The 12,869-nt window shown below is 72.5% G+C and carries 13 protein-coding genes and 1 pseudogene; 8 read left to right on the top strand and 6 right to left on the bottom strand.

Annotation, left to right across the window (positions count from 1 at the left end; translation table 11 throughout):
• The first annotated feature begins 63 nt into the window (after window positions 1-63).
• The 3 genes and pseudogenes from ACGF5G_RS04645 to ACGF5G_RS04635 all read left to right on the top strand — a co-directional run.
• A complete protein-coding gene (locus ACGF5G_RS04645; RefSeq protein ID WP_393258966.1) occupies window positions 64-612 on the top strand; it encodes a heme-binding protein in 549 nt (182 codons plus the stop codon).
• Between the two features lie 230 nt (window positions 613-842).
• Window positions 843-1,352, top strand: a complete 510-nt coding sequence (locus ACGF5G_RS04640) for a VOC family protein (RefSeq protein ID WP_393258964.1) — start codon at window positions 843-845, stop codon at window positions 1,350-1,352.
• Window positions 1,353-1,476: 124 nt separating this feature from the next.
• Window positions 1,477-1,916 (top strand): annotated as a pseudogene (locus tag ACGF5G_RS04635) (SitI3 family protein); the annotation flags it as partial.
• Between the two features lie 89 nt (window positions 1,917-2,005).
• Here ACGF5G_RS04635 and ACGF5G_RS04630 read toward each other — a convergent pair.
• Both ACGF5G_RS04630 and yidD read right to left on the bottom strand, forming a co-directional pair.
• A complete protein-coding gene (locus ACGF5G_RS04630; RefSeq protein WP_393258963.1) occupies window positions 2,006-2,494 on the bottom strand; it encodes a hypothetical protein in 489 nt (162 codons plus the stop codon).
• A 68-nt stretch (window positions 2,495-2,562) separates the two neighbouring features.
• A complete protein-coding gene (yidD, locus tag ACGF5G_RS04625) occupies window positions 2,563-2,994 on the bottom strand; it encodes a membrane protein insertion efficiency factor YidD (RefSeq protein WP_393259223.1) in 432 nt (143 codons plus the stop codon).
• Window positions 2,995-3,109: 115 nt separating this feature from the next.
• Here yidD and ACGF5G_RS04620 point away from each other — a divergent pair, with 115 nt between their 5' ends.
• Window positions 3,110-3,667, top strand: a complete 558-nt coding sequence (locus tag ACGF5G_RS04620) for a hypothetical protein (protein ID WP_393258962.1) — start codon at window positions 3,110-3,112, stop codon at window positions 3,665-3,667.
• A gap of 82 nt (window positions 3,668-3,749) precedes the next feature.
• Here the strand turns inward: ACGF5G_RS04620 and ACGF5G_RS04615 are convergent, their stop codons facing one another.
• Entirely contained in the window at window positions 3,750-4,913 is a 1,164-nt protein-coding gene (locus ACGF5G_RS04615; RefSeq protein ID WP_393258960.1) for a hypothetical protein, read from the bottom strand.
• A gap of 301 nt (window positions 4,914-5,214) precedes the next feature.
• Here ACGF5G_RS04615 and ACGF5G_RS04610 point away from each other — a divergent pair, with 301 nt between their 5' ends.
• The 3 genes from ACGF5G_RS04610 to ACGF5G_RS04600 all read left to right on the top strand — a co-directional run bounded on the left by ACGF5G_RS04610 (window position 5,215) and on the right by ACGF5G_RS04600 (window position 6,539).
• Window positions 5,215-5,742, top strand: a complete 528-nt coding sequence (locus ACGF5G_RS04610) for a DUF6244 family protein (protein ID WP_393258958.1) — start codon at window positions 5,215-5,217, stop codon at window positions 5,740-5,742.
• 188 nt (window positions 5,743-5,930) lie between these two features.
• Window positions 5,931-6,071 (top strand): hypothetical protein, encoded by a 141-nt coding sequence (locus ACGF5G_RS04605; RefSeq protein WP_393259240.1) that lies wholly within the window; start codon window positions 5,931-5,933, stop codon window positions 6,069-6,071.
• A 15-nt stretch (window positions 6,072-6,086) separates the two neighbouring features.
• Window positions 6,087-6,539, top strand: coding sequence for a SitI3 family protein (locus tag ACGF5G_RS04600; RefSeq protein WP_393258956.1), 453 nt, complete (start codon window positions 6,087-6,089; stop codon window positions 6,537-6,539).
• 110 nt (window positions 6,540-6,649) lie between these two features.
• Here the strand turns inward: ACGF5G_RS04600 and ACGF5G_RS04595 are convergent, their stop codons facing one another.
• The 3 genes from ACGF5G_RS04595 to ACGF5G_RS04585 are packed head-to-tail and all read right to left on the bottom strand — an operon-like array spanning window position 6,650 to window position 11,078.
• Window positions 6,650-9,028: an acylase gene (locus tag ACGF5G_RS04595; protein ID WP_393258955.1), complete on the bottom strand. Its 2,379-nt coding sequence runs from the start codon at window positions 9,026-9,028 to the stop codon at window positions 6,650-6,652.
• Window positions 9,029-9,054: 26 nt separating this feature from the next.
• Complete coding sequence (locus tag ACGF5G_RS04590; protein ID WP_393258953.1) at window positions 9,055-10,464, bottom strand: RNA-guided endonuclease TnpB family protein; 1,410 nt, start codon at window positions 10,462-10,464, stop codon at window positions 9,055-9,057.
• Window positions 10,461-11,078: an IS607 family transposase gene (locus ACGF5G_RS04585; protein WP_393258952.1), complete on the bottom strand. Its 618-nt coding sequence runs from the start codon at window positions 11,076-11,078 to the stop codon at window positions 10,461-10,463. Before ACGF5G_RS04585 ends, ACGF5G_RS04590 begins: the two co-directional genes overlap by 4 nt.
• A gap of 224 nt (window positions 11,079-11,302) precedes the next feature.
• Here ACGF5G_RS04585 and ACGF5G_RS04580 point away from each other — a divergent pair, with 224 nt between their 5' ends.
• Complete coding sequence (locus ACGF5G_RS04580) at window positions 11,303-12,838, top strand: gluconokinase (protein WP_393258950.1); 1,536 nt, start codon at window positions 11,303-11,305, stop codon at window positions 12,836-12,838.
• Window positions 12,839-12,869 lie beyond the last annotated feature (31 nt).

Raw genomic sequence — 12,869 nt, 5'->3', positions numbered from 1 at the left:
CGCCGCGCGCGGCGGCCAGGCTGGGGCTGTCACCTCGATCCGAAGACCTCAGGGAGCATCGTGATGATCCACAACTTCCGTCGCCGGATGGCGCTCGGCCTGGGCGCCGGCGCCGTGGCCGTGGCCGCCGTCACCGGCGTCGCCGTCACCGCCTCCGCCGCCGAGCCGGTGGCGAAGCCACAGGCCGCGACCGTCGCGAAGAGCAACGTCGTGGCGAACCCGTCGCTCGACCTCGACGCGGCGCTGCGCGCGGCCGAGGCGACCGTGAAGGCCGCCGAGAAGGGCGGCCACCGGGTCACCGTGGTCGTCCTCGACCGGTCGGGCACCGTGCAGGTGCAGCTCAAGGGCGACGGCGCCGGCCCGCAGACGGCCGAGTCCGCGCACCGCAAGGCGTTCACCGCCGTCTCCTTCGGCCAGCCCACCTCCGCGCTGGCCGGCCGGGTGACCGGGGCGGGCGCCACCCTGCGCGACATCCCGGGGACGCTGTTCCTCGGCGGCGGCGTGCCGGTGAGCGTCGACGGGCAGGTGGTCGGTGCCATCGGTGTCGGCGGCGCGCCCTCCGGCGACCTCGACGAGCAGTACGCCGACGCTGGCGCGGCCACCCTGCGCTGAGCACGGCAACCCTGCGCCGAGCGCGGCCACCCTGCGCTGAGCGCCATGACCCGCCAGGGGTGGGCCTCCGGGACTGTTGACCGGAGGCCCGCCCCTGCGGCGTCGGATCCACGGTGCCCGGTCGGACGCCGGCTGCGGCAGCATCATCCGTCCGCGTGCCGCCGCCCCGGCCTGTCGTGAGCCCGCGTTACGGTGGCCGCGATGCCGGTCGTCCCCTGGAGGTTCCCGCGATGATCGATGACGTCCACGACCCGGGCGACGACCCTCGGGGCCGGGCGATGGAGCAGCGGATCAGCCTGGTCACCCTCGGCGTCGCCGACGTGGCCCGCGCCCGCGCCTTCTACGAGCGGCTCGGCTGGCGCGGCCAGGAGGTCGAGGAGACCGTCTTCTTCCAGGCCGGCGGCCTGGCGCTGGTGCTGTGGAGCCGCGACAAGCTGGCCGCCGACGCCGGCGTGGCCGACGGGAGCGGGTTCGGCGGGATGACGCTGGCGCAGAACGTCCGGTCCCGGGGCGAGGTCGACGAGCTGCTGGCGGTGGCGGCCGACGCCGGGGCGGAGGTGACCCGGCCGGCGCGGGAAACCTTCTACGGCGGCTACGCCGGCTGCTTCGCCGACCCCGACGGCCACGTCTGGGAGATCGCCTGCAACCCGGGCTTCCCCCTCGCCGACGACGGCTCGCTGACCGTCCCCGACTTCGGCCGGGGCGCCGACGACGTAGAAGCCGGCAGCGGCCCGGAGTGACTCAGGTGCCACGGGCTGCTTCGTGGCCCCAGCCTCCCGGACCTTGACCGCCTTCGATCGGGGGCACCGGCCACATGTCGCACACCGAGAAGCTCAACGCGGAACTGAGGGAGTGACTGCGAGGATGGCTGTTGAGTTCCGGTTGACGCTGGCAGGCGAGATCCCTTCGACGAGGTGGCTGAACTCGCCGCACCGAACGCCGTCGAGACGCGCACCTTGTCCGGCAACCGCATGCTCACCTCCGCACTCAACGAGGAATGCGGCTTCGTCGTCGACATCACGGCGGGCAGCCACGGCTACTACGACGCCGAAGACGACGACGGCTCGCTGTGGGTGTGGGAGCCGGAAACGTACGTCGACATCGACTTCTACATGCGCAAGGACGTGCTGGCCGACAAGGGGATCCCCAACGTGCTGGCGACCACTGCGCGGGTCCTGAACGAACGCAGCGAGGACGCGGCCCTCGTGTTCAACCACAACCTGCTGTTGCTGACCCGCGTCGCGGGGAGGTTGAGCAAACACCGGCCGACGTGGTGGAGCCACCATGAGGCGGACGATGATCGTCCGGCCGTAGCCGCCGCAACCGGGCGGAGGGAGTGGGCCCACACCACCGCCGGCAGCACGGCGCACGGTCGCGGCCGGGTCGGCGGCAGTCAGCAGGCGACCCGGCGGGGGTACGCCTCGACTTCCCGCGCCCACTGCTCCGCCGCCACCGCGAGGGCCCCGGCGGAGACCGTGAGCGTCAGCGGGTAGACCGCGCTGAGCGGCCGCCGCGGCATCCACGGGGGCAGCGACTCGTACGAGAACTCGACCGTCAGCGCCAGCCGGCGACGGCGCAGCACCCGGGCGCGGAAGGCCAGGTTCGGCTCGATGAAGCGCACCACCGCCAAGGGTTCCGCCGGGTCCCCGGTCGTCTCGGCCTGCTGCCGCAGCCAGCCCGCCAGCGCGTACGCCTCGGACACCGTCAGGCAGGGCGTGTAGTGCGACCACGACTGCCCGTCGGCGGTGCGGGCGTCGGTCTCGACGAGCAGCCAGTCGTCCCAGTCCGCCGCCTCGTCCGGGTCGTCCGGCGGCTCGACCCCCGGCTGGTAGCCCACCGGCCGGATCCTGACCCGGGCGCCGTCGTCGGAGCGGATCTCCATGGCCCCATCATGGCCGAACCGGGAGCGCGGGCGGGCGGGATATTCCGCAGGTCAGGGGCATCCCCGGGTCAGCGCACCGGGTCGTGGGTGCCGCGCGGCACGTCGGGACGGCAGCGGCGCACCCGGTCGGCGGCCATCCGCCCGCCGACGGCCAGCCCGTACCGCTCCACGGCGGCCAGCCCGTACGCGCTGCACGTGGGGGTGTAGCGGCACTGCCCCGGCCAGCGGTGCGACAGCCAGCGCCGGTAGCCGAGGATCGCGGCCCGGCCGGCCCGATCCACCAGCGGCGCCCGCCTGGCCGGAACTGCCGTGGGTGCCGACGCCCGACCGGGCGCGACGAGCCGGGCGAGCAGCGCGCCGAGGGTGAGCAGCGTGGAGAAGAGCCCGAAGTTGCAGTTGGGCACGTCGCAGTTGGGCACGTCGCAACTGCACCCGCCGCAGTAGTCGCGCTTCTTCTTCTTGCGGTGCTGGTCGTGCTTGTCGTTGATCACGGGGAACATCATGCGAAGGGCGCGCCACCCTCGCATCCCCGGGCGGTGCTCGGGGTGGTCGGTCGGGGGCCGATGCGGGAAGTCCCGGATGGAGCGCGGCCGGTCGGGCGTCGACGCTGGGTGGATGACTGACACCGATGCGCGGACGTCGACGAGGCTCGTGCGGGCGGCCGCCGTCGGCGGCCCGGCGCTCCTGCTGCTCTACGGCCTGCTCCGCCTGGTCGACGGCCTCGACGGCGACCGGGGCGACGGCTTGGCCTGGGACGTCGGCCACACCTTCTTCCTCGTCGGGATCCTGCTGTTCGGCGCGCTGGTCGTCGGGCTGCGCCGGCTGTTGCTGGCCGTCGCGCCCCGGCGACGGGTCCTCACCGAGGCGGCGACCGTGCTGGGGCTGGTCGGGGTGGCCGCCTTCGTGTGGGTGATCCTCGGCGACCTGTTCCCCGGGCTGGCCGATGCCGCCGCGCTGCCCGATCCGGCCATGATGCTGGGGCCGCTGCTGTTCCAGGTCGGCATCCTCACCCTGCTGGTGCAGGCGGGGACCACGCGACCCCGGCTGCTGCCGGCGTGGGTGCCGGTGCCGGTACTGCTCGGGTTCGTGGGGATCGCCGCGGACCTGGACCTGCTGCCCCTCGCCGCCGCGGCGATCCTCGCCGGCCTGCTCCCCCTGCAACGGCTGCGCTGAGGCGGTCGTCGCGGACCCGCCCGACGCGGAGCGCGCTGAGCAGCGAGGCCGCACCGCGCGCCCGGGACACACCCGCCGAGGGTCAGCTCCAGACGGTGCGGCGCATCCCGTCGTGCTCGGCGCAGGCGTCGCGCCGCCCGCCGGTGAGGCTGACCGAGCCGTCGCGGCACTGCACCAGGTAGCCCCGCCCGGCCCAGAACTCGGGGACGCAGTCGAACCAGTCGCAGATCTCCGCCGCCGGCTTGCGGATGCGGTTGCCGCCGCAGAAGTCGTACCCCATCGGGTTGGCGGGGGCGCCGCACCGCCGCTCCCGGGCGGGCGTCGGCGAGGGCGACGTGGTGTCGCGGCGCGGCGCGGACGCGGTCGCCGCCTTCGGCGGGACGACGGGCGTCGCGGCCTTCGGGGCGGGGGTGCCGCTGGGCGCGGGGGTGCCGCTGGGCGCGGGGGTGGCGGCGACGGCGACCTCGGAGCCGGTCGGGTCGGAGGGGTCGGTGTCGAGCAGCGCGGCGGGCACCAGCAGGGCGATGCCGGCGGCGACGGCCACGGTGCGCCGGCCGCCGGGCACGAACGCGAAGGGCCGGGCCTGCCCGGGGGTCGCGATCTGTGGCCGGAACGGCTTGAGCTGTGCGTGCTCGGCGATCGCCTCGTCGAGCTGGTCGAGCACCGCGCCGCGCTGCTCGATGGCGTCGGCGAAGGCCAGCGCCAGCTTGAACCGGAAGTCGGCGGCGACGTCGGCGGGGAGCATCAGCCCGGAGGTGCGCCGCCGGTCCAGCACCTGTATCAGCGTGACCGGCGCGTGCGGGTCGTGGGACAGGCCGGTCATCTTCCCGTACGCCCAGTCGCGCCGGCCGCGCCCGCCGAGCAGCACGAGCCGGCGGTTGGTGATCACCGCCATCCCGGCGTCGGCGACGCGGACGCCGTCGGGCCTGCGGGCGCGCAGTGGGGCGGCCTCCGGGGCGATTGTCAGGTCCGGCGCGGGCAGCACGGCGGTGTGCCGGACCTCCACCAGTTGCGCGGCCGGCAGCACCCAGAAGACCACCTCGTCGGGGGCCAGTTCCAGGGGCAGCCCCGCGCCCGCGGCGGTCGAGCCGTGGAACGCCTCGGCGAGGGTACGCAGGCGGCGCAGTTCGTCGTCGCGTCGTCGCCATTCCTGCTCGGCGCCACGGAACTCGCGCCGCCGTCGTTCGTTCTGCCGGTGCGCCCACCGGTACCGCCACGTGGAACCCGTCGAATCAGTCTTTGCCACGCCGACTCCTTCGCCGCGCAGGCCACCAATCGGGGTGTCACCGGTGTCAACGGTGTCAACGGCCGGCAGGGACACGACGCATCCGGGCAAAATAGCCGAACGGCGGACCAAATCGGACGATAAGGGGGTTCTGCCGCCTCGACTCACATTGTGGCGACGCAAGGGTTGCCACGGGGACCAGCACGTCACACGCTGCCCGCCTACCGGGAGCCACCCTCCTGTCGTCTGGTCGGCGCCACGGCGCCACGGTACGTTCTGACATGCGAACATCCTCACCATCGTCGATCGGGGAGGGTCAGCCGTGTCGCACATCGAGAGGATTGTCGGCCAACTCCGTGTGCTGATGAACGGCGTCGACAGAGCTCAGGGGCTGGCAGCCGCCGCCGACGATCAGGCGCGGGAAGTAGCGCTGCGAGCTGCCGGCGCCGGTTTCGCCGCTGTGGCCGCCGGTACGGCCCGGGTGCGGCAAGAGATCACCGGAATCCGCGAAAGCCTGACCGGCCTCGCCACCTCGGTCGGCGAGGCGACGACGGCAGCCATGGCCGTCCCCCAGGAGGCCACTCCGCAACAGACGATCACCGTACTGACACCCGTGCGGAACACCGTCGACGGCGCCCGTGACGCGGCGGCCGGAGCCATCGCCCGGGCCGACGAGGCGCGGCGGCTCACCGCCGTGGTCCTGCAGGGTGGCCAGCCGGGCCCGCTCCTGTCAGCGCTAAGCAGCATCAAGCAGTTCCTGGTGCTGGTAGTCCAGCGCGCCGGGAGCGCCCGACAATTCGTCGAAGCGGCGATCGTCGACGCACGTCGCCTGGGGGCATCGGGAAATTGACCGGGGCTGGCGGTCCTGCACCGACCAGCCCCACCCCCACCACCGCCGGCGATCCGACCTCCACGGGCGATGCCGCCGCCGCTGGCGAAGACGCAGGGGTGTCCTGGAACCGGCGCGCCACCGGCAGGCCTGGAGGTACGCCGACCGGACCACGCACCAGGATCAGACCGAAGGAACAGACCCAACGCGTGGTGCTGAACCTCCAGGACTGGCGTGGTGATCTCTCGGCCCTGCGGAATCAGTTCGACACCTGGCCTGTCGACAAGCTGAGGGAACTGGTGGCGGTGACACGAGGAGGCGCGATCGTGCAAATCGTGTGGCGAGATTGACGAGAGGCTGGAGAGATGACTGTCGAGTTCCGATTGACGCTGGCGGGCAGTGCCCCGTTGGAGGAGGTGGCCGAACTGGCGGCCGCGGATGTCACCGAGATGCCGACTCCGACGGACAACCCCCGGCTGTTCAGCGCCCGGCTCTACGAGGAACGCGGGTACGCCTTGACCATCTACGCGGGCCGTCACGGTTACTACGACGCCGAGGACGACGACGGAACCCGCTGGGAGTGGGAGCCTGAAACGTACGTTGACCTCGACTTTTCCATGCACGCGGACGACCTGGTCGACAAGGGGATTCCGAACATGGCGGCGGCGGTCGCACGAGTGCTGGCCGGGCGGTCGGAGGACGCGGCACTGGTGCAGAACGGCAACTGGCTGCTGTTGACCCGCGTCGCAGGGCGCGTCCGCAAGCACCGACAGTCCTGGTGGGACCACTACGGTGTGGATCGCCTCGTCGCTCCGTGAGCTTTCGGGCCGACTGTCAGCGGGGTGGATGATCTGGCTGGGTCGGTCGCGGCGAGACATGGCGCGCCGGCCGGGCCGAGTGACCCGACCGGCGCGGCGAACGGAGCGGGTCAGTGGCGGTGGCCCTCCCCCACCCGGTAGGTGCGCAGGTTGGGGTCGGCCTTGATCTGCGCCTCCGTGTACTTGATGGTGTCCCAACCCTTGCCCGAGTAGAGCCGCGTCTGGTCGCCGTACCAGGGGGAGTTCGGGTTGCTCGACTGCGAGTAGGTGAGGATCTGCCGTCCCGACGGGCCGTTCCGGCCCAGCTCGACGGCCATCACGAACGACGAGCCGTGCACCACCTTCGGGTAGCCGACGCCGGGTGCCAGCGGGCTGATGATCATGTTGAAGACGCCGGCCTCGGCGCGCCCGCCGTGGATCGGGATGCGCCGGTCGCCGCGCGGCTCGGTCTGGACGTCGCCGAGGCGCGCGTCGAGCGGGATGCCGGCGAGCCTGCGGACCGCGTCGGCGAGCGCGGTGAGCACGCGCGGGTCGGCGGTGTTCAGCCGGCTCGGGGTGCGCACCGGGTCGGCGGCGTCGAACGCGTCGGCGAAGCGGATGCCGCCGGACAGGGCGAACTCGGTGAACAGGTGCGCACCCCGGCTGTCCAGGTCGACGCGCAGGTCCCAGCCCTTCAGCGCCGCGCAGGCGTCGCGCAGGTCGACCGTGCTCCCGTTCGAGGCGGTCGCGGTGGGGTGCGCGGTGCACAGCGCCACCAGGTCGTCGCGGACGAGTTCGCCGCCGTACGCGCGGTTGCCGAAGACGGTCTGCCAGAGCCGGGACGTGGTGTAGCCCCGCCCCGGCAGCCCGTCGGTGCCGGCGAGCCGCCCCCGCACCTGCTCCACGCCGAGCCGGGTACGCAGGCTGCGCTCGGTGCGCTCGTTGCCGATGATGCGCGGGTAGCCCTCCAGCGGCGCCTCCGGGTTGGCCAGCCAGTGGCTGTCGTTGGAGTTGGTCACGTAGTCGGCGCGGATGCGGACCGGCAGGTTGGCCGGGCCGAGGATGCCGGGCACGGCCGCGTCGGGGTCCCGGCCGAGCGCGCAGGCCGACCGGGAGCCGTCGAGGACGGCCTGGCCGCTGGCGGCGTAGAGCGGCTGGAACGGCGCGGGGATGCAGGCGGCGGCCAGCTCGTGGGTGACCCGGGGCACCACCGAGTGGTCGGCGTAGAGCGCCTCGCCGCGGGCGTCGGCGGCGATCACGTTCACCCAGGGCAGGAACTGGTGCCGGTCGAGCACCTGCTTCAGCTCCCGCACCGTCTTCGCCCGGCCCATCTGGAGCCAGCCGTCGAACGCGCGGTTGTTGGTCGCGTTGGCGTCGGTGATCGCGTACGCGCTGGTGGCGGTCCAGTCGAACGTGCCGGGGACCACGACCACCGGGCCGAGGTGGGTGTCGTGGAAGGTGCGGCTGACCGGCACCGTCCCGCCGCCCGGGCCGGGCACCTGCACGGTGACGGTGCGGGTGGTCATCTTCCGGGGCCGACCGTCCACGTAGTACGAGGTGGGGTCGCCGGGGACCAGCGCGAGCCGGTGCCAGACGAAGCGGCGGGCGGTGGAGACGGTGTGGCTCCAGGCGAGGGTGCGGTTGTGCCCTATCTCGACGATCGGGTCGCCGACCAGCGCCGCGCCCTCCACGTCGTAGCGGCCGGGGACCTTGAGGTGCATCCGGTAGAAGCGCTCGGCGCCTTCCCACGGGAAGTGCGGGTTGGCCAGCACCATCCCGCCGCCGTGCGTGGTGGCCTGCGCGCCCAGCCCGTACGCGTTGCTGCCCACCCCGGCGGGCGCGCCGTCGGCGGAGGCGACCACCGCCGCCGCGCCCGGTGCGTCCAGCGCGGCGGCCGGGCCGGTCGCCGTCGGCGGGGCGGCGGCGACGATCCCGTCGAGCACCGCCCGCGAGCTGGCCCGGACCATGCTGGCCCAACTCGCGCGCCAGACGTCCAGCTCGGTCAGCGGGCGCACCCACGGCTTCGCCCGGCACGCCGGGTCGGTGAGGTTCGCCGCGCCGGTGCGGCGCAGGTAGTGGTTGTAGCCGGCGACGAAGCCGCGGATCTGGTCGCGGACCTCGTCCGACGGGGAGTGCACGCCGTCGCGCGGCCCCTGGAGCAGCCGCTCGGCGGTGCGCTCGTCGATGGCCTTGCGGAAGAACAGGTCGCTGCGCACGTTCGCGTCCGTCGGGCCGGCCGCGCCGAAGAAGCGGGACCGTTCGGCGTTGACCGTGACCATCTTCTCGGCGATGACGCAGATGTTGTCCTCGGCCTGGGCGTGGCCGACGCCGAAGCCGAGGGAGGCGAAGTCGCGGGCGGTGATGTGCGGGACGCCGTACGACGCCCGGCGGATCTCCGCCGAGTATCCGCTGTCGCGGTGCTGCGCGGCGGCCGGCGGGACGCCGGTGACCACCGTGGTGAGGACCGTGGCGAGTGCGGTGAGCACCGCGCCGGCCGGCTTCAGCCTCATCCTGTTTCCTGCTTCCTACTCGTTGCTCATAGCCGAGCAGTTCGGATAGTTCGCTCTCCGCCCAGCGGTAGCCGCGGGCTGGAGTCCTGGACCGGCAGTCTGGTCCGGTGGCGATCGGTCCGGTCCTGCAGGATCTGCTTCACCCGCTGGTGTGGGGTGTGCAAGGCGATGTCGGGGTCGCCGGCTCGGTGCAGGATGTTGATCGCGGCGTTCACGTCGGCTTGCCACACCACCCCGCAGCGGGTGCAGTGAAACCGGTCGCCACTACGGCGGCCGAAGGCGCCGCATTGGTGACAGGTTTGTGAGGTGTAGGCGGCGTTGACGGGAACGAGCGCAGAACCTCTACGCTCCGACACGCTTTTCAGGGCCTCGGCGGTGACTCCTTTGGTCCACGCGGCGAGACGCCGGTTCATGTTCTTAGGAAGCTTTCTGCGGCTGGTGAAGCGTTTGGTGAGGTCTTCGGAGACCACCGTGGCGGCCTTGTCCACGACCTCGTGCACGGCGGTGAAAATCTCCGTGCGCACCCGCGCCCGATGCCGGGCGGCCTGCCGGTCCCGCTTCACGGTGCCGAGATTGTTGACCTTGACCCGGTGCGCTTTCGCGTGGTCCCCACGCCGGGCGGCGGTGTTCGCGATCGAGCGCAGCTTCGCCCGCCGCCGGTTCCGTTCCTTCAACCGGTCCGACTCACTGGACAGCAGCACACCAAGCTGTTCACCGTGGGGCTGGCCGTCGGAGTCGGTCAGGGCTTCGGTGTAGCCCTTGTCCACACCGACCGTCGCCTCGCCGCACGGCCGCTGCGACGACCGCATCTGCGCCGCGTCGATCTGGTAGTGCACCTCGACCCGGCCGCTGCGCAGGATCAGCCGCAAGGTACCCGTCGGCGTGACCGTCGTGGACAGCGGGATCCTGACCATCTTGCGGGGCTCCAGGCCCGGGACCGCCAGCCACAACCGGCCCCACCCATCGACGGCGGTGTGGTACTTGTCGGCGCGCACCACGATCTGATCATGCGTGCGGTTGCGGCCCCGCTTCCAATGCTTGCGCATCTGCCGGGCCAGGAACGGGTCACTGGCCCACTGGTCGGCCCGCAGCGCGGTGAACATCCGCTGACGCTCGCCCGGATCGTTGGTGCGTTGGCTGACCGCCCGCCGGACGTCGACCTTGGCCGCCTCCATGTTCGCTGCGATGTCGGCGACGGCGTCGCGGACCGTTTCCTTCCACGCGTTCGCCAACACACCAAACTGCACGTGGATGCCGTCGGCCAACCAGCGGTCCCGCACCTGCCGGTCTCTCAACCCGGACCCGACACCGTTGATCGCGCCGTAACGCTGCCACACCTCACTACGCACCCGACCCAACCGGCGGGCCTGCTCCACCAGAGCGGCGTACTTGCCAGGATTCAGACGGGCCGAGTAGGCGATCCGGGTGACCTTCACCGGTCACCCTCCACGGTCAAGTCCGCCCGTTTCAACTCCTCCTCAAAGCGGCGCAAACCGTACAGCCGACACGAGAAGGAGTTGATGATGGCCAGGAAATCCTCGACCAGCTCCTGCCGCGGGGACAGGGACTCCTGGTTGGCCACGACGATCTCGCAGCCGCCGCGCGCCGCCACATGCTCCAGCAAGTCGAACCCGAACCGGGCCAACCGGTCCTTGTGCGCCACCACCAGCGTGGCGACCTCACCCCGGTCGACGGCGTCCATCAACGCCAGGAATTCCTTACGGCGAAGGTCCATCCCACCGCCGACCTCACTGATCCACTCGTCCACGGCCAGACCGCGAGCGAGGCAGAACTGCTGCATCGCCGCCACCTGCGAAGCCAAATCGGACTTCTGACCCGGCGACGAGACCCGGCAATACACCACAACCCTCCGCCGGTCGACGGCGAAGCCCGGCTGCAAAACCCTGCGCACATCCGAATCGTCGAAATACCGCTGCCCCGACGGCAGACGACGAGCCGCGATCCGGCCCTCCGCCTCCCACCGGCGCACCGTGCTCACCGAACGGCCCACCCGCTTGGCAAACTCGCCGATCCGATAAACACTCCCCACAACAGTCAATTATGGACAGCTCTAGAAAGGAAAACAACCACTAGTAGCTGCTGCCCGTCTGGGTGAACATGCAGAACATTCACACTGATCGGCATTCTGGTGCCGCGAGGGCGGCCCGGGGAAGGGCTGATCGTGACTCCTTGTTCCCCCTGCGGGGCGTCGGGACGCTCGGTAACGTCAGCGGCGGCCGGTGTCACCGTGCGTACGGCGAGGGGGTGGAGTCGGTGAGCGAGCCGCTCCGCGCCGTCGTGGTCGGCGTCGACATCGGCACCACCAGCACCAAGGCGGTCGCGTACGGCGTCGACGGCACGCAACTCCTGCACCGCTCGGTCGGCTACCCGCTCGACGAGCCGCACCCCGGCTGGGCCGAGCAGGATCCGCGCCGCATCCACACGGCGGTCCTCGAGTCGATCCGCGCGGTCGTGGCGGAGCTGGGCCGGCCGATCGCCGGCTTGGCGTTCAGCACCGCGATGCACAGCCTGATCGGGCTGGACGCCGACGGCAACCCGCTCACCCCGTCGCTCACCTGGGCCGACTCGCGGGCCAGCCGGCAGGCCGAACGGCTGCGGGCGGTCCCGTCCGGGCTGGCGCTGCACCGCCGCACCGGCACCCCGGTCCACCCGATGGCGCCGCTGCCCAAGCTGCTCTGGTACGCCGAGCAGGATCCGCAGCTGTTCGGGCGGGTCGCCTACTGGGTGGGCATCAAGGACTGGGTCCTGCTGCGGCTGTGCGACGCGCTGGTGACCGACCACTCGGTCGCCTCCGCGACCGGCCTGATGGACATCCACCAGCTCTCGTGGGACTCCGAGGCGCTCGGCATCGCCGGGATCACCGAGGAGCAACTGCCCGAGCTGGTGCCCACCACCGCCGTGCTGCCGGGGCTCACCGCCGAGGCGGCCGCCGCGACCGGGCTGCCGCCCGACACGAAGGTGGTCGTCGGCGCGGGCGACGGCCCGCTGGCCAACCTCGGGCTCGGCGCGGTGGCCCCGGGCGTGATGGCCTGCTCGATCGGCACCAGCGGCGCGATGCGGGTGATGGTGGAACGCCCCGGCGTGGACCCGCTCGGCGGGGTGTTCTGCTACGCGCTGACCGAGCAGCGCTGGGTGGTCGGTGGCGCGATCAACAACGGCGGTCTCGTGCTCGACTGGGCCGGCGACGCGCTCGCCCCGGAGCTGGGCGAGCACGCCGAGCGGGAGCTGCTGGCGGTGGCCGCCGAGGCCCCGGTCGGCTCCGGCGGGTTGATCATGCTGCCGTACCTGCTGAGCGAGCGGGCGCCGCACTGGAGCGCGCTGCCGCGCGGCGCGTACGTGGGGCTGACCCACGGGCACCGCCGCGCGCACCTGGTGCGGGCCGGGCTGGAGGGGGTCTGCCAGCAGTTGGCGCTGGTGCTGGCCTCGGTACGGGCCGCCGGCAACGAGGTGCGGGAGATCCGGGCCAGCGGCGGGTTCGCCCGCAGCCCGCTGTGGCGGCAGATGCTCGCCGACGTGCTCGGCATGCCGGTGCGCTTCCCCGTCGAGCGCGAGGGCTCCAGCTTCGGGGCGGCGCTGCTCGGCATGGAGGCGCTGGGGCTGGTCGCCTCCGTCGACCTGGCCGCCGACCTGGTGCACCTCGAGGAGACCGTCCGCCCCGACCCGGCCGCCGCCGCCACGTACGCCGCCCTGCTGCCGCTGTTCTCCCAGCTGTACGACGCGCTGGTCCCCACGTTCGCCTCGCTGCGCCGGCTCGCCCCGGGCCTGCCGCCGGAGCGGTCGCCGCGATAGCCGCCGCCCGCGCCCCGGACGGGTGACACCG

This window comes from Micromonospora sp. NPDC047730 (assembly GCF_043204765.1).
Lineage (GTDB): Bacteria > Actinomycetota > Actinomycetes > Mycobacteriales > Micromonosporaceae > Micromonospora.
Note: the sequence above shows the minus strand (reverse complement) of the source record. Positions and strands in the feature narration are given on the sequence as shown.

Excerpts from the sequence above, each read along its gene's own strand:
- ACGF5G_RS04620 (WP_393258962.1), top strand. The coding sequence starts at position 3,110 with ATGACTGACACCGATGCGCGGACGTCGACGAGGCTCGTGCGGGCGGCC.
- ACGF5G_RS04645 (WP_393258966.1), top strand. The coding sequence starts at position 64 with ATGATCCACAACTTCCGTCGCCGGATGGCGCTCGGCCTGGGCGCCGGC.
- ACGF5G_RS04630 (WP_393258963.1), bottom strand. The coding sequence starts at position 2,494 with ATGGAGATCCGCTCCGACGACGGCGCCCGGGTCAGGATCCGGCCGGTG.
- ACGF5G_RS04595 (WP_393258955.1), bottom strand. The coding sequence starts at position 9,028 with ATGAGGCTGAAGCCGGCCGGCGCGGTGCTCACCGCACTCGCCACGGTC.
- ACGF5G_RS04600 (WP_393258956.1), top strand. The coding sequence starts at position 6,087 with ATGACTGTCGAGTTCCGATTGACGCTGGCGGGCAGTGCCCCGTTGGAG.
- yidD (WP_393259223.1), bottom strand. The coding sequence starts at position 2,994 with ATGTTCCCCGTGATCAACGACAAGCACGACCAGCACCGCAAGAAGAAG.
- ACGF5G_RS04640 (WP_393258964.1), top strand. The coding sequence starts at position 843 with ATGATCGATGACGTCCACGACCCGGGCGACGACCCTCGGGGCCGGGCG.